The 16,058-nt window shown below is 60.7% G+C and carries 14 protein-coding genes and 1 tRNA gene; 5 read left to right on the top strand and 10 right to left on the bottom strand.

Features of this window, described 5'->3' with window-relative positions:
• Positions 1 to 4: 4 nt before the first annotated feature.
• A complete protein-coding gene (locus FB598_RS06765) occupies positions 5 to 1,456 on the top strand; it encodes an APC family permease (RefSeq protein WP_141913896.1) in 1,452 nt (483 codons plus the stop codon).
• A gap of 127 nt (positions 1,457 to 1,583) precedes the next feature.
• Here FB598_RS06765 and dinB read toward each other — a convergent pair whose 3' ends face one another.
• Positions 1,584 to 2,732, bottom strand: a complete 1,149-nt coding sequence (gene dinB / locus FB598_RS06760) for a DNA polymerase IV (RefSeq protein ID WP_141913897.1) — start codon at positions 2,730 to 2,732, stop codon at positions 1,584 to 1,586.
• Positions 2,733 to 3,048: 316 nt separating this feature from the next.
• Between dinB and FB598_RS06755 the strand changes: the two genes are divergently transcribed.
• Complete coding sequence (locus FB598_RS06755; protein ID WP_141913898.1) at positions 3,049 to 3,975, top strand: recombination-associated protein RdgC; 927 nt, start codon at positions 3,049 to 3,051, stop codon at positions 3,973 to 3,975.
• A 97-nt stretch (positions 3,976 to 4,072) separates the two neighbouring features.
• On the opposite strand, the gene FB598_RS06750 is transcribed toward FB598_RS06755, so the two are convergent.
• Positions 4,073 to 4,756 (bottom strand): TetR/AcrR family transcriptional regulator, encoded by a 684-nt coding sequence (locus FB598_RS06750; protein ID WP_141913899.1) that lies wholly within the window; start codon positions 4,754 to 4,756, stop codon positions 4,073 to 4,075.
• A gap of 315 nt (positions 4,757 to 5,071) precedes the next feature.
• On the opposite strand from FB598_RS06750, the gene fusA reads away from it, so the two are divergent.
• Complete coding sequence (gene fusA, locus FB598_RS06745; RefSeq protein WP_141913900.1) at positions 5,072 to 7,177, top strand: elongation factor G; 2,106 nt, start codon at positions 5,072 to 5,074, stop codon at positions 7,175 to 7,177.
• 71 nt (positions 7,178 to 7,248) lie between these two features.
• Here fusA and FB598_RS06740 read toward each other — a convergent pair whose 3' ends face one another.
• Entirely contained in the window at positions 7,249 to 8,061 is an 813-nt protein-coding gene (locus tag FB598_RS06740; RefSeq protein ID WP_141913901.1) for a class II aldolase/adducin family protein, read from the bottom strand.
• Positions 8,062 to 8,177: 116 nt separating this feature from the next.
• Between FB598_RS06740 and FB598_RS06735 the strand changes: the two genes are divergently transcribed.
• Positions 8,178 to 9,098 carry a LysR substrate-binding domain-containing protein gene (locus FB598_RS06735; RefSeq protein ID WP_141913902.1) on the top strand — a complete coding sequence of 307 codons (921 nt, stop codon included), beginning with the start codon at positions 8,178 to 8,180 and terminating at the stop codon, positions 9,096 to 9,098.
• A gap of 238 nt (positions 9,099 to 9,336) precedes the next feature.
• Here FB598_RS06735 and FB598_RS06730 read toward each other — a convergent pair.
• From FB598_RS06730 to rpmH, 7 genes are all read right to left on the bottom strand, one after another.
• Positions 9,337 to 9,413 (bottom strand) — tRNA-Asp (locus FB598_RS06730).
• 99 nt (positions 9,414 to 9,512) lie between these two features.
• Positions 9,513 to 10,106, bottom strand: a complete 594-nt coding sequence (locus tag FB598_RS06725; protein ID WP_141913903.1) for a nitroreductase family protein — start codon at positions 10,104 to 10,106, stop codon at positions 9,513 to 9,515.
• 362 nt (positions 10,107 to 10,468) lie between these two features.
• A complete protein-coding gene (gene mnmE / locus FB598_RS06720; protein ID WP_141914217.1) occupies positions 10,469 to 11,869 on the bottom strand; it encodes a tRNA uridine-5-carboxymethylaminomethyl(34) synthesis GTPase MnmE in 1,401 nt (466 codons plus the stop codon).
• 182 nt (positions 11,870 to 12,051) lie between these two features.
• A complete protein-coding gene (gene yidC, locus FB598_RS06715) occupies positions 12,052 to 13,752 on the bottom strand; it encodes a membrane protein insertase YidC (protein WP_141913904.1) in 1,701 nt (566 codons plus the stop codon).
• A gap of 16 nt (positions 13,753 to 13,768) precedes the next feature.
• Positions 13,769 to 14,116, bottom strand: coding sequence for a membrane protein insertion efficiency factor YidD (gene yidD / locus FB598_RS06710; RefSeq protein WP_141913905.1), 348 nt, complete (start codon positions 14,114 to 14,116; stop codon positions 13,769 to 13,771).
• 13 nt (positions 14,117 to 14,129) lie between these two features.
• Entirely contained in the window at positions 14,130 to 14,531 is a 402-nt protein-coding gene (rnpA, locus tag FB598_RS06705) for a ribonuclease P protein component (RefSeq protein WP_141913906.1), read from the bottom strand.
• 37 nt (positions 14,532 to 14,568) lie between these two features.
• Positions 14,569 to 14,706: a 50S ribosomal protein L34 gene (gene rpmH / locus FB598_RS06700; RefSeq protein WP_006461360.1), complete on the bottom strand. Its 138-nt coding sequence runs from the start codon at positions 14,704 to 14,706 to the stop codon at positions 14,569 to 14,571.
• A gap of 557 nt (positions 14,707 to 15,263) precedes the next feature.
• Here rpmH and FB598_RS06695 point away from each other — a divergent pair.
• On the top strand, positions 15,264 to 15,734 hold the full coding sequence (locus FB598_RS06695) for a hypothetical protein (RefSeq protein WP_141913907.1): 471 nt from the start codon (positions 15,264 to 15,266) through the stop codon (positions 15,732 to 15,734).
• Positions 15,735 to 16,058: the final 324 nt, after the last annotated feature.

Below are 16,058 nucleotides of genomic sequence, written 5' to 3'. Positions count from 1 at the left end.
TAGGATGTCTGAATCAGCTCGATCACCGGTGGAGCATACCGGCCTCAAAAGAGATGCAATCGGCTGGTTCGGCATCTTCCTTATGGTGATCACGACAAATGGCCCGCTAACCTCGATGGGAGGCGGAGTACCGGTAAGCATCACCCTGGGAAACGGCATTGGCTTGCCCGGTTCCTACGCTATCGTCTGTCTCGCCTACCTCCTATTCGCGATTGGCTTCTGTGCGATGACTCCCTATGTGGAGAATGGCGGAGCCTTTTACGCCTATATCACGAAAGGCTTGGGAACCATCGCCGGAGTGGGCAGCGCTTGCATTGCCGTGCTGTCCTATATTGCGATGCTGCTCGCCTGCCATGCCATGCTTGGGCACTTCATGCAAGTCGCGATGGCATCGTTGGGAATCGCCGCGCCTTGGTGGGCGTGGGCTTTTGCTTGCGCCATCGGAGCTCACCTGCTTTGCGTTCGGGGCATCGAATTCAGCGGACGCTTGCTATTGATGCTGATGATGTGCGAGGTCGGCGTCATTGTATGGGTAGATGTGCTGGAGCTATTCCGTCATCCAATGCCCGGGACGCATCTTTCCCTGGAGCCTTTCTGGCCGCAGTCCGTTTTCACGCCAGGTTTCGGCCCTTCTCTGATTTTTGTCGTGGCATCCTTCATGGGCTTTGAAACGGCGGCAATCTACGCGCAAGAAGCGAGAGATCCCCAACGTTCCGTACCACGCGCAATGTATTTCTCGATCGCGTTTATCGGCCTTCTCTACGCAACGTCCATTTACCTCATGCTCAATCATTTTGGGTTAACGCATGCAGTAAGCGTTGCCGCGAACGACCCTGGAGGCATGTGGCTGGCAATGTTCCAGACCCTGGCTGGCCCCGTTGCGGCCAAGATTGGTGCGGCACTGGTCATTACCAGCCTCTTTGCTGCGGTCCTGAGCTTCACTAATGTAGTGGCAAGATACTGGCACGCCATGGCTATCCGCGGCCTCGTCTGGCAACCGCTGTCCAGAACCCATCACAAGCATCGCTCTCCGCACGTGGCTTCCGCGATCACGATGTGTATATCGTGTACGCTGATTTTTCTCTGTGCGATGGCCAAGTTGGATCCGATGCTCCAGGCCTTGCCTTGGGCCAGCGTTCCATCGGCGGTGGGAGTCTTGAGCTGTCAAGTACTGGCAGCTGTCAGCGTGGCGACTTTTTTCCGTCGAACCAAAACAAACGTGTCACGTTGGCGATCGATGTTTGCACCGGTAGTCAGTACGCTCATACTGCTTTTCTTCCTGTGGCAGATGATCAACCATGTACAGCTTTTGTCGGGACTGTCTTCCGAAGTCAGCTACTTCCTGGCATTTAGTGTCCTGATTGCGGGAGGCCTGGCATCATTTTATGCACTTCATCTGCGTCGCCGAGCCCCGCTAAGATTCGCACAACTATCGGAGTTGGTTAAACAACAGTAGTTAATCGACTGCAAGTAGGAAAAATGGAGAAGGGCAATTCAGCGAGCAACTCAACAGGCTATGTATTCTGCTTGCCGATGCACCCTCTTCGTGACAAGAAATCCGATGGGAGAAAATTCGCCTGAACTCAATCCAGATCCAACGTAAGCTGCCCAGCGCCCGTTCCCTGATCAGTGCCGGGTCGGCTCAATCCGCTTGCTTTCACCCCCAAGAGACGGAGGGATTGCGTGAAACTGACTCTTTTCAGACAAGTACCGGCCGCCATTCGTATTGATACAGCGTCTGATGTAAGCGCGTTCAAGGTGACGTCGCGGGTAATAGTAGAAAAATCCTGAAAGCGCAGTTTGACGCCAATCTTTCTGCAAACATAGCCTTTCCGCTGCAGATCCGCTGCAACCTGTTCACATAATCGCGTGAAAATTCTGCCGAGCTCTGCTTTATCTCGAGCAACATCAAGATTGCTCTCAAAGGTCGTTTCACGGCTCATTAATACCGGCTCACTTTCCGTAATAATCGGCCGGTCATCTACACCGTGAGCGACCCTGTGCAACCAGGCTCCAAAGCTGCGGCCAAAATGCTCAATCAGCCATAATTCCTCGCAAGCCGCCAGTTCGCCAATTGTCCGGACGTTCAATAAGGCCAGCTTTTCAGCCGCCTTGGGGCCGATGCCATTAACCTTCGACACAGACATCGGCCAGATCCGGCTAGCCAGATCCGCCATCGTGATAATGGTGAATCCATCCGGTTTTTGCATATCGGAGGAGAGCTTTGCCAGTAGCTTATTCGGAGCAATTCCAACCGAGCATGTGAGCTTCGTCGCATTGAATACCGCGGCTTTCAGTTGCTTGGCAATGTCCTCGGCACTTCCATCTAAAGCGCTGACATCAGCATAGATTTCATCAATCCCGATATCCTCGATGATCGGGCTGATCGCCCTGATCGCATCTTTAAACAATCGCGAGTAGTTGCGATACAAGTCAAAATTTACAGGTAGAAGAATTGCATCAGGAGCCAGTTTCGCGGCTTTCATCGCCGGCATCGCTGAATGCACGCCCAGAGCGCGGGCTTCATACGTGGCCGTCGTAAGAACGCCTCTTCCCACGTAGTCGCGAAGCCTGGAGAACTCGAGGGTGCCATCCTGTCTCTTTCTGGGAGCGTGCGATTGTCTTCCGGCAACCACCATCGGCTGGCCACGCAACTCAGGATATTGAGATAGCTCACAAGATGCAAAAAACGCATCCATATCAATATGAGCAATACGCCGGCAAATTGGCATGGTCTGAAATTCAAGTAAGTTGCTGGCATTTCACAAAGACCGCCAGCAAAGATGTGCTGAAGAAATCCTATGCTCGGATTTTCTTACATAGTTAGCCACTTTGTATCTTATTCTGGCAGACGCTTGCTCTGACAATCCCTTTTAGGCGCCTCTCTCCTGTTAACGGCATCAAGCTGAAGTACGCGGGCTTCGGCGGCGCAGGCGAACAGCCTTTCTTGCCCTTCCCCTGAGGAATTTCCACAAACTACTCATGGACAATCCGGCATCGCTCGGCAAGAGCCAGGCGTGTAAAATGAACGCTTTTGCCCGGAACGTTATGTGGTTTAAGAACCTCCAGATCTATCGCCTGCCCGCGCCGTGGGCGATCACCGCCGACGAGCTCGAATCCCATCTCGCCCCACAGGAATTCACCGCTTGCTCCAGCATCGAAATGCAGAGCCAGGGCTGGGTCTCGCCGCGCAACAACGAGAAGCTGGTGCACGTGGTGAACCGCCAGTTGCTGTTGCAACTCTCCACCGAAAAGAAACTGCTGCCCTCGACCGTGATCAACCAGGTCACCAAGGCGCGCGCGGCCGAGCTGGAAGAGCAGCAAGGTTTTCCGCCGGGCCGCAAGCAGACCAAGGAATTGAAGGAGCAGGTCACCGACGAGCTGCTGCCGCGCGCTTTCTCCATCGTGCGCAGCACCTGGGTCTGGATCGACCCGGTCAACGGCTGGCTGCTGGTCGATGCCGGCAGCCCCGGCAAGGCCGAGGAAGTGTTGAAGCTGCTGTTCAAGGCGATCCCCAAGTTCCCGCTGGAAACCCTGCGCACCGCCATGTCGCCGGCGGCCGCCATGACCGACTGGCTGGCCAGCGACGAAGCGCCCAACGGCTTCACCGTGGACCAGGATACCGAGCTGCGTTCCACCGCGGAAAGCAAGGCCACCGTGCGCTATGTGCGCCACACGCTGGATCCGGAAGACGTGCGCCGCCACATCGAATCCGGCAAGCAATGCACGCGCCTGGCGCTGACCTGGGCCGACAAGGTGTCGTTCGTGCTGACCGAGAACCTGTCGGTCAAGCGCATCGCGCCGCTGGACGTGCTGAAGGAAGATGCCGACTTCACCGGCAAGAACGAGGATGAGCGCTTCGACGGCGATTTCATGCTGATGACCGGCGAGCTGTCCAAGCTGCTGGCATCTCTGGTGGAAGCGCTGGGCGGCCAGTTGAAGGAAAACGACGGGACGCTGGCGCAGGCGGCGTAAGCGGCCGTTGCAAAAGTAACCATCCAAAGAAAAAGGGAGCAATGATCGCTCCCTTTTTCTTTGCCCGCGCGGCGCGGCACATGCTCAGGCGCCCGCTTCAGGCTGCCCGCTTGGCCACCTTGCGCCGGACCGGAACGGCCTCGCCCTTGGGTTCGGCCAGCACGCTCTCCAGTGGCAGCATCGCATGCCGCAAGGTCGCCGCCAGCCGCGCGTTGGACACGCCGTCGCGCGCGCCCAGCGCCATGCCGTTCAGAAAACTGGTGTAGAAGTCGCCCAATGCCGTGACGTCGGCATCGGCGCGGATCTCGCCGTCGCGCTGCGCCTGCTGCAGGCGCGCGCGGATTTCGTTGCGGCGCTTGTGGCGGCGTTGCGAAAGCGCGTCACTGTGTTCCGCGTTCTCGGGAGCACAGTTGATGGCCGAGATCACCACCATGCACCCCCTGCCCGCCGGCAAGCCCGCGCCCGCTACGCCGCCCTTGCCGGAATACATCTGCACGCTGGCGCGCAGCATCGCGTATAAATCTTCACGAATGCCGTTGCCGGCCTGCAATTCGCGCAACGGCCCGGCGCTGACGGTGCGCGAATAAAACTCCACCGCCTCGCGGAACAAGGCGTTCTTGTCGCCGAAAGCCGCGTACAGGCTGGGCGCCTTGACGCCGATCGCCTCGGTCAGGTCGGCCATGGTGGTGCCTTCGTACCCCTTGCTCCAAAAGACCTGCATGGCCTGCTGCAGCGCCTGCTCGCGGTCAAAACTGCGGGGGCGGCCGCGTGTTCGTATCATCGGTGTTCCTTTATTGCCTGGTTGCCTTGTTTCTGTCGCGAGCGTTCCCGCAGTGCGCAGTGTAGTTTATTTTAATCTGCATTACAAAAATATCGGGAATTGCTCTTGAAGAAACCTCCGCAGGTTCTTATTATCTAATCCTCGTTACAGAAATGTGGCGAAAATGGCGGAACAGGAGCGCAACTCTTGTCCTGCCGCCAACAAGACGGGCGCCGGACCAAAGTCAACAGGCGCCCTTGGAATCCACTAACAATCATTTCATCACCATCCACGCAACAGACTGAGGAATGACGGCACCCACTGAAAGGATATGCCATGAGCCGCAAGACCCGAATAGAAAACTACCGCAACATCGGTATCAGCGCCCACATCGACGCAGGCAAGACCACGACCACCGAGCGCATCCTTTTTTATACCGGCGTCAACCACAAGATCGGCGAAGTGCATAACGGTGCGGCCACCATGGACTGGATGGAGCAGGAACAGGAACGCGGCATCACCATTACCTCGGCCGCCACCACCGCCTTCTGGAAAGGCATGGCCGGCAATTATCCCGAGCACCGCATCAATATCATCGACACGCCGGGCCACGTCGACTTCACCATCGAAGTCGAACGCTCGATGCGCGTGCTGGACGGCGCCGTGATGGTGTACGACTCGGTGGGCGGCGTGCAGCCGCAATCCGAGACCGTCTGGCGCCAGGCCAACAAGTACAAGGTGCCGCGCATCGCCTTCGTCAACAAGATGGACCGCGTCGGCGCGGACTTTTTCCGCGTGCAGCGCCAGATCGAGGAACGCCTCAAGGGCCGTGCCGTCCCCATCCAGATCCCGGTCGGCGCCGAAGACCATTTCTCCGGCGTGGTCGACCTGGTCAAGATGAAGGCCATCATCTGGGACGAGGCCAGCCAGGGCGTGCTATTCAAGTACGAGGACATTCCTGCCGAACTGGAAGCCAGCGCGCGCCAGTGGCGCGACAACATGGTCGAGCAGGCCGCCGAGGCCAGCGAAGAGTTGCTGGAGAAATACCTCTCCGGCACGCCGCTGACCGAGGACGACATCAAGCACGGCCTGCGCCTGCGTACCGTGGCCAACGAGATCGTGCCGATGCTGGCGGGCAGCGCCTTCAAGAACAAGGGCGTGCAGGCCATGCTGGATGCGGTGATCGACTACCTGCCCTCGCCCATCGATGTGCCGGCGATCGCCGGCCATGCCGAAGACGACTCGGAAATCGAACGCCATCCGTCCGACGATGAACCGTTCTCGGCGCTGGCCTTCAAGATCATGACCGACCCGTTCGTGGGCCAGCTGACCTTTTTCCGCGTCTACTCGGGCATCGTCAATTCGGGCGACACCGTGTACAACCCGCTCAAGGGCAAGAAGGAACGCCTGGGCCGCATCCTGCAGATGCATGCCAACGAGCGCAAGGAGATCAAGGAAGTGTTCGCCGGCGACATCGCCGCCGCGGTCGGCCTGAAGGACGTGACCACCGGCGACACGCTGTCGGACCCGGAGCACCCGATCATCCTGGAGCGCATGGTGTTCCCGGAGCCGGTGATCTCGCAGGCGGTGGAACCGAAGACCAAGGCCGACCAGGAAAAGATGGGCATCGCCCTGAACCGCCTGGCGCAGGAGGATCCCTCGTTCCGCGTGCATACCGACGAGGAGTCGGGCCAGACCATCATGTCCGGCATGGGCGAGCTGCACCTGGAGATCCTGGTCGACCGCATGCGGCGCGAGTTCGGCGTGGAAGCCAGCGTCGGCAAGCCGCAGGTGGCTTACCGCGAAGCGATCCGCAAGGCGGTGGAAGATGTCGAAGGCAAGTTCGTCAAGCAGTCCGGCGGGCGCGGCCAGTACGGCCATGTGGTGCTGAAGCTGGAACCGCAGCCGCCCGGCAAGGGCTATGAGTTCGTCGATGCGATCAAGGGCGGCGTGGTGCCGCGCGAATTCATCCCGGCGGTCGACAAGGGCATCCAGGAGTCGCTCAAGGCTGGCGTGCTGGCGGGCTACCCGGTGGTGGACGTGAAGGCCACGCTGACCTTCGGTTCCTACCACGACGTCGATTCCAACGAGAACGCCTTCCGCATGGCCGGCTCGATCGCCTTCAAGGAAGCGATGAAGCGCGCCGGCCCGATCCTGCTGGAGCCGATGATGCAGGTCGAGGTGGAAACGCCCGAGGAATTCATGGGCAACGTGATGGGCGACCTGTCGTCGCGGCGCGGCATGGTGCAGGGCATGGAAGACATGGTGGGCGGTGGCAAGCTGGTGCGCGCCGAGGTGCCGCTGTCGGAAATGTTCGGCTACTCGACCACGCTGCGCTCGCTGACCCAGGGCCGCGCGACCTACTCGATGGAGTTCAAGCACTACGCGGAGGCGCCGCGCCAGGTGGTGGAGCAACTGAGCGGCAACAAAGCCAAGGGCTGATCTTCTCCGGCACCTCACAACCGATGCATCTTGCGATGCATCGGTTTTTTTTTCGCGTCTTCAGGTGAACTTCAGGTAAACATGTCCGGCTGCGTCGCCACCAGATGCTCGTAGATGGGCTGGAAATGCAGCCAGCCAATGTAGTCGCTGCCGACGTGTTCGCGGCTGTAGCGCGCCTTCTCCGGCGGCACCAGCCGGGGCGCCTGGCCGCTGGCGGAAATCAGCAGTTGCTGCTTGCAGCAGCGCTCCAGCGCGATGAACCAGAACGCCGCCGATTCGATGCTATGGCGGCTGGCGGTCAGCAAGCCGTGGTTCTGGTGGATCGCCGCCTTCACGCCGGCAAAAGCGTTGGCCACGCGATGCCCGGCCTTGACCTCGACCGCCACCTGGCCGGCCTCGTCGCCGATCACCACGTGGTCTTCATAGAAGGCCGCGGCATCCTGGCTGATCGGCAACAGCGGCTGGCCCAGCGCTGAAAACGCGGTGCCGTATTCGGTATGGGCATGGCACATCGCCACAATCTCGGGATGCGCCTCGTGCACGGCAGCATGCAGCACGAAGCCGGCGCGGTTGACCGCATAATCGCCCTCCACCACGCGGCCCTCATGATCGACCAGGATCAGGTTGGACAGGCGCACCTGGGCGAAATGCACGGCCATCGGATTGGTCCAGTACAGGTGCGGATGCTCCGGGTCGCGGATGGTCAGGTGACCGGCGAAGCCGTAATCGAAGCCCTGCTGCGCGAAGGCGCGACAGGCGGCGACCAGGCGCTTTTTCAGGTGCAGGCGCTGCTCTTCATGGCTCTTGAAATCGGGGATGTCGGGGAATTTCAGTCCCAGTTGCTCGGGCTGGTAGACGGAGGTGCGTTTGACGCTGTCGAGCATGGGGTCTCCTCAGATGTTCTGGTTGTGAAAGCCCATGGTGGCAGCTGCCGCCGGCGTTGACAAAAGACGTGTTTTCACCGATTGTTGAATCAGGCTCAACCATATCTTCATCGCCGATGCGCAAGCTCCCGTCCTTCTTTTCGCTGCGCGCCTTCGAGGCTACCGCCCGCCTGGGCAGTTTCACCCAAGCCGCCGAAGAGCTGCACCTGACCACTTCGGCCATCAGCCACCAGGTGCGGGCGCTGGAACAATGGTGCGGCAAGGCCCTCTTTCTCCGCCAGACGCGGCGCGTGAGCCTGACCATGGAAGGCCAGTTGTTGAAGAACAAGCTGTCGCCGGCCTTCGACGCCATCGAAGATGCCTGCGCGGCCTTCCGCCCGGGCGATGACCGCAGCGTGCTGGCGGTGCATTGCGCTCCCAGCTTCGCCAGCAAATGGCTCAGCCCGCGACTGGCGCAGTTCATGCAGGCGCATCCCGGCATCACCCTGCAGATGTCGTCCAGCGCCGAACCGGCCGACCTGGGCCGCGACGGCGGCGCCGATATCGACATCGCCTATGGCCCACCGCCACATCGGGAAGGCGTGGCGGTAGAAGCGCTGGGCAGCGAAGCCACGCTGCCCTTGTGTTCGCCGCGCCTGCTGGCGCGCCACCCGGTGCAGCAGGCGTCAGACCTGCTGCAACTGACGCTGATCGAGTCCAAACTCAATCCGGTGCGCTGGAAGGATTGGTTCGACCTGCACGGCATCCGCCTGCCGCCGCGCGCCCATCCCTCCTTCGACCGCGGTTCGCTGGCAGTGGCCGCCGCGGTGGACGGACTGGGCGTGGCGCTGGAGACGGCACGCTTCGCCGAGGCCGAACTGGCGCGCGGGGAGCTGGTGGTGGCAGGGGATGGCAAGTTCAAGACGATTCGACGGGAAATGCACTTCCTGTGCTATCGGCGGGGAGACGCGGGCGCCAGGGGGATCAAGGCGTTCCGGGAGTGGATTGCGCTGGTGGCGGATGGGACGGACGATTTGCCGGCGCCGCTTCCGGGATGACGATTCGCAGCGAGAACCTGGATGACAAAAACAAAAAGGGCCTGCCCGATGAGCAGACCCTTTTATTTATTTGGCGGAGGAGCGGACGGGGCTCTCCTACATGCTGCAGGCCGCGGAATCGCTTGCAAGCGATTCCCTTCTCGCCCCGCCGCAAGCCGCGCAGGCGGCTTGCTCCGCACCGCCACTTTTTGCTTCGCAAAAAGAAAAAGGGCCTGCTCAATGAGCAGACCCTTTTATTTGGCGGAGCGGACGGGGCTCGAACCCGCGACCCCCGGCGTGACAGGCCGGTATTCTAACCAACTGAACTACCACTCCTAAAACCGTCTTCAGCTGTTGGTTCTCGCTGAAAGACCGCTATTCTATAAGAGGTGTTTCAGAAAATCCAGCGTTTTGTCGCGCTTTCGCCAAAATTATTTACGCCTTGAATTTGCCTTCAAACGCCAGCTTGGCGAGCGGCTCGCGCGGGCTGGGCAATTCGCGGGCTTGCAGGCCTTCGGGCAGGATGGATTTGTCGCCCAGCTTGCCGATGGCGATGGCGGCTTCCACTGCGTATTCGGGCGGCACGTTCAGTTCCACGCGGGCCTTTTCCTTGTCGAAACCGGCCATGCCGTGCGCGTGCCAACCGGAGATGCTGGCTTGCAGCGCCATGTAGCCCCAGGCCGCGCCGGCGTCGAACGAATGGGTCGGCGCCGGCACCGCCTCGGTGGCGCCCGGCGGGACCATCACGGTGCGCGACAAGACCACGATCAGCACCGATGCCCTCTCGGCCCAACTGCGGTTGAATTCGTTGAGCAGGCCCAGCAGGCTGTCCCATGCGGGCGTGCCGCGACGCGCATAAACGAAGCGCCAGGGTTGCGCATTGTAGGCCGAAGGCGCCCAGCGTGCGGCCTCCAGGAAGGTCAGCACGGTTTCTTCCGAGATCTCGGCGCCGGTGTAGGCGCGCGGCGACCAGCGGTTGATGAAATGCGGATCAATGGGGTAATCGGCCAGACGTGGATTGGAAGACATGCGCACTCCTGTGGATGAGTCGTGAAAAAAAATGCATCTTAGCAGCGGCGCGCCATTCCTGCAGGCGAGCTCTTCGGCGGCGCAATGAAAGCCGAAGCGGGTGAAGCGCATCAACATCCGCTGGTACGCACATGGACGTAAAAAAGCCCGCGTACCTTGCGGTTCGCGGGCTAAATCCAATTCTCAGGGGTGATGAATTGGAGGGGGAGGAACTTCAGAATATCCATCTCCCTCCGACGCCACTATCGTTTTTACACGCTGTAACATCCGCTGCGAAGTTTTATCAGTTCATCAAGCGTTTACATGCCGATGGCAACGTCTTGTTACGTCCATCAGCGCTTTGTCAGGGCGCGGGCGCGACATCATTTGCCGATACAGAAGCGCGAGAAAATCACCCCCAGCAAATCATCCGGCGTGAACTTGCCGGTAATGCTCGACAGGCGCCCCTGCGCCAGGCGCAACTCTTCCGCGAACAGGTCCAGCGCATGCTCGCCTGCCTCGTTGTCGAGCGCGGCGTGGGCGGCGGCGTGCGCCAAATGCTCGTCGGCCGCCTTCAGCGCCAGCAGATGGCGTTCGCGCGCGAGATAGCGCGATTCCACCGTCTGCTGCCAGCCGGCGATGCGCAGCAGTTCCGCGCGCAGCATGTCCACGCCCTGTCCTTCCGCTGCGGAAATGTAGACGTGCGTCGCGTCCGGCATCTGGTCCACCGCGGCCTTGTGGCCGGAACGATCGATCTTGTTCCAGATGCGGATGATGGGCACGCCTTCGGGGAAGCGCGAGGCGATCTTCTCGTCTTCCCGCGTGGGGCCGAGGTCGGCGTCGAGCATGTGCAGGATGACGTCGGCCTTGGCCACTTCGGCCCAGGTGCGCTCGATGCCGATGCGTTCGACTTCATCGGGGCCGCCGCCATCTTCGCCGGCCTCGCGGATGCCGGCGGTGTCGATGATGTTGAGCGGCATGCCTTCGATCAGGATGGTCTGCGTGACCTTGTCGCGGGTGGTGCCGGCGATCGGCGTGACGATGGCCACATCCGAGCCGGCCAGCACGTTGAGCAGCGATGACTTGCCCACATTGGGCTTGCCGGCCAGCACGGCATTCAAGCCGTCGCGCAGCAGCGCGCCCTGGGCGGCGTGCTTGAACACGTCTTCCAGGGTCGCGCGGATTCTTGCCAGCTGGCCGCGCGCGTCGGATTGCTTGAGGAAGTCGATTTCCTCTTCCGGGAAGTCGAGCGTGGCTTCCACCAGCATGCGCAAGCTGGTGACCTGCTCCACCAGTTCATGGATGACGTTGGAGAAGGCGCCGCTCAGGGATTCCGAGGCCGACTTGGCGGCCGCTTCGGTGGTGGCCTCGATCAGGTCGGCGACGGCCTCGGCCTGGGCCAGGTCGATCTTGTCGTTGAGGAAGGCGCGCTGGGTGAATTCGCCCGGCTCGGCCAGGCGCAAACCGATTTCGGCGCCAGCCTCCAGGCAACGCGCCAGCAGCATCTGCATCACCACCGGGCCGCCGTGGCCCTGCAGTTCCAGCACGTCTTCGCCGGTATAGGAATGCGGCGCCGGGAAGTGGATCGCCAGGCCTTGGTCGATCAGGCTGCCGTCGGCGCGGCGGAACGGCAAATAGGTGGCATGGCGCGGCGCCAGGCGCTCGCGGCCGCACAGCGCGGCGATCACCGGCACCAGGTTCTTGCCGGAAATGCGGACCACGCCGATGCCGCCGCGTCCGGGGGCGGTGGCGATGGCGGCGATGGGAGAGGAATCGAAAGTCATCGTGTGAGTCATTTATTGTCGTAGTGGCTTGTTGCGGTGCCGCCTTTCCCTGGCGCTGACATGCCTCGGCACAACCGCCATGTTAAGGCCTGTGAAGAATCTGCGAGCGAAAAAAAACCCGTGTATTTCCACGGGTTTTTCAGGATCAGTCCCGGCGCACCGGGACTGGCGCGGCAATCCGCTTACTTGGTCTTGCCTTTTTCGATGTTCTTGGTGATCACCCATTGCTGCGCGATCGACAGGATGTTGTTCGTCACCCAGTACAGCACCAGGCCGGACGGGAAGAAGAAGAACATGAACGAGAACACCAGCGGCATGAACATCATGACCTTGGCCTGGACCGGGTCCGGCGGCGTCGGATTCAGCTTGGTCTGCAGGAACATCGAAGCCGCCATGATGATCGGCAAGAGGCCGACCGGCATGTTGAAGTAGGGGATGGTGCCGAACAGCGTGTCCGGGGCGGTCAGATCATGGATCCAGCCCAGCCACGGCGCGCCGCGCATTTCGACCGATGCCAGCAGCACCCAGTACAGCGAGATGAACACCGGGATCTGGATCACGATGGGCAGGCAGCCGCCCAGCGGATTGATCTTTTCGGTCTTGTACATCGCCATCATTTCGCGGTTCATGGCCTGCGGATCGCCCTTGTGGCGTTCGCGGATGGCCTGCATGCGCGGCGAGACCGCCTTCATCTTGGCCATGCTGCGGTACGAAGCGGCCGACAGCGGGAAGAAGATCAGCTTGATCAGCACCGTCAGCAGGATGATGGTCCAGCCCCAGTTGCCGACCAGCGCGTGGATGTGCGTCATCAGCCAGAAGATGGGCTTGGCGATCAGGGTCAGCCAGCCATAGTCCTTGACCAGTTCCAGGCCGGGAGCGGTGGCTTCCAGCACCTTGGACTCTTGCGGGCCGGAGTACAGGTGCGCATCCATGGTGACCGAAGCGCCCGGGGCCACGGTGCCCAGCGGCAGGATGGTGCCGACCGCGTACAGGTTGGTGGCGACCTTCTTGGTGAAGATGTCGCGCTGCGCCTGCTGCGGCGGGATGAAGGCCGAGACGAAGTAGTGCTGCACCAGCGCGATCCAGCCGTTGTCGGCCTTGGTGGCGTGCTCGGCCTTGCCTTCCTCGATCTTCTCGAAGGTCATCTTCTGGAACTTGCTGGCGTCGGTGTAGACCGCCGGACCGGTGAAGGTGCTGTAGAAATGCGACTCGCCGCCCGGCTTGTTGCCGTCGCGCAGCAGTTGCAGGTACAGCGAAGGAGTGATCGCCGCGCCGCTGTCGTTGGTGACGGTGTGCTTGAGGTCGATCAGGTAGCTGTCGCGCTTGAAGGTGTAGGTCTTGGTCAGCTTGACGCCGCCTTGTTCGGACTCCAGCACCAGTTGCACTTCGTTGCCGTTGTCCAGGGTGCGCGCACCCGGCTTGGCGACAAACAGCGACTTGTGGTTGGGGAAGGCGCCGCCGATCAGGCCGGTTTCCGCCAGGTAGGTATGGGTTGCGCCCGAGTCGAACAGCACCAGGTTCTTGCTCGGATCGACCACGTCGCGCTGCTTGAGCAGCTCCAGGCGCTTGAGCTCGCCGCCCAGGGTATCGATGTCGGCCTTGACCACGTCGGTGGTGATGGTGATGGTGATGGTTTCGCCCTTGCCGACCGGCGCGGCGGACGCGTCGGCGGGCACCGCGGCGGGCGCCGATGTGCCGGCCTGCGGCACCGGCGAGCCGGACGGGCTGGCGACCGGGGCGGCAGGATTGGCGGCCTGCTCCTGAGTCTGGTTCGCCGATGGGAAGAACATCGACTGATGTCCGTTATGGCGCATCCAGCCATCCCAGAGCAGCAGCAAAGAGAAGGAGAATACAACCCACAGGACGGTACGTTTGATATCCATATGCGTATTGGTTAGTTCAGGAGTGACTGCAACCGTCAGCGGCCACAGCAGGGGAAACTCGCGCCGCGCTGCTCTGCGGCGAAGAACGTGGGGAAATCAGGGGAGCCTCGGTTGCCGCCTTGGCGTCGCCCGTGCCATCGGCGGCGCCGGGCGAACTGGGAACAGGATCAAGCCCGCCGGGATGCCAGGGATGGCATTTACACAAGCGCCTGCCCGCCAGCCAGCTGCCCTTGAGCGCGCCGTGCAGGCGCACCGCCTCGGCGGCATAGTCGGAACAGCTGGGATAAAAACGGCAATTCTGCCCGAGAAAAGGGCTCACTCCCAGCTTGTAGGCGCGTAACAGCAGGAGCAAAGGCGTTTTCATCACTTCCGGCTTCCTATTTCCTGGCAAACGCTGGCGCGTTCGGCAAAAAGTCGAACAACTGCGTCAGCTCGGCCCGCAAGGCGGCCTTGAGCGCCGAATTGGTGGCCGCATCGCGCCTGGCGTTCACGGGCCGGGACAAACGCACGATGCAGTCGACGGCCGGCAAGGAAGCCTGGCGAAACAGTTCCCGCGTGGCGCGCTTGATCGTATTGCGCGTCACCGCGCGCGGCGCAAAACGCTTGGCCGCCACCACACCCAGACGAGCATGCGGCAAGTTGTTGCGGCGCGCGTACAACACGAAATGCTCCGTACGATGGACGGGGCGCAAACGAAAAACGGATGAAAACTCATCCGTTTTAACGATTCGCCGATCGCGTGGGAAAAGCGTAGAGAGCGTAGGAAGTACGTCCGTCACGCGATGCAGCAGCGCACTGTCGCAGCTTGTTGGCTTATTAAACAGCAGCCAGACGCTTGCGGCCCTTGGCGCGGCGAGCGTTGATGACGGCGCGGCCGCCACGGGTTGCCATACGAGCGCGGAAACCGTGGGTACGCTTGCGACGCACGACGGAAGGTTGGTAAGTACGTTTCATGTTGGACTCGCTTAGTTGGGATGCTTATTCAGCAAACAGCAAAAATAAATCGGAATTCTGGAACCGCTTTCAATGTGCCTGTTCCGTATCACCGATGCCCTGCTGTCCGTTGCCCCGGCAGCCCCGCATCGCTGACACCATTTGTCGGCCCCTCTTCGTCCGCGTGTCTTCTTGTCTTTATACGTTGGTATTCAGACCAGTTGAAAGCTGAAAGAGCACTGCGACGGCACCGTGCGCAATTCTTCAGATGGTGAACCCTGAATTAGACTGCATTTTCCATTTACCTGTCAATGACTTATCTGCTTTTGGGCGCATCCTGCTCCTCCGATATGCCACACCGCCCATATGCAAACATGGAAACATTTCCTGCATGACATCATTTTCATGCCCGCCGCCTTCGACGCACACAAATGATGCATCCGGGAAATGCCATCGCGCCAGATGCGCTCCCGCACGCACGCCGATCGCTCAATATATGTTCTAAAAGATTTCGAGCGCACGGTCTTGCCCCCCCTCCATCCCCGGATCGCGGAATGGCCTTCTTACCGCGCAGCCGCATGCATACGTTGCATATCGACATGCGAAAAAAAACGATTCCGCCAAGCCCTGCAGCCGCCGACGCTGCGGGCATGGCAAATGAGGCTCAACAGCAACACTTGGCGAATGCATCCCGCCGTCGTTACAAAAAAGCCGCGCTGTCGCTCGCCCAAAAGAACAACTGCCATGTCGCAGCGATGATATTGCCGGGCCGCGCACTTGAACGCAGGGCGCGGCATGCCATACCGCTGCGCACGCAAGAAGTTTTCCCCATCTGGCACGATTCCAGCTATAACGAAAGCGAGGGATGCGCGTGCATGCGCGGCGCGAAAAACCAGCCCGGCGCGCACGACCGGAGGCGCTGCCGCGGCAGGCCGGCAGCGTCGTTGCCGCGCCGTTTTCCCATATTGGCGAGCAGGTCTTTCCTGGGCGGCGTGACGCGCAAAAATAGCGCATCGCAGCGTCAACCGCCGTGCCTTGCCGCACATTGAAAGAGCATGGGAAGACGGGGATCCATCGCGCGAGCGCGTCGGCATGACGGCGGCCCATTTCTGCAAGAAGGGATGCAAAACGCCAGGTGTTTTCCGCTACGCGAAAATAAATCCGGCCTATGCTGAAACAAAGCACATGCGATTCGATCAGTAGCAGAAAGAGAAAAAGGAATAGAATAAAAACCGAGGTCTTTCGCATCGCGCTGTCGATGCTACGGCTTTCAAAGAGCACTTCGGCAATGGCGCCTTTCCAAGCCCGCCGACGCGCTCTTCGATAACCGCAGATGGCAAGTCCAGACATATGAATCTGTTTCGTATCTTTTG

Origin of the sequence: Herbaspirillum sp. SJZ106 (assembly GCF_006715495.1) — a bacterium.
Classification (GTDB): Bacteria; Pseudomonadota; Gammaproteobacteria; order Burkholderiales; family Burkholderiaceae_D; genus Herbaspirillum.
This window is presented reverse-complemented; position numbering and strand designations above follow the sequence as displayed.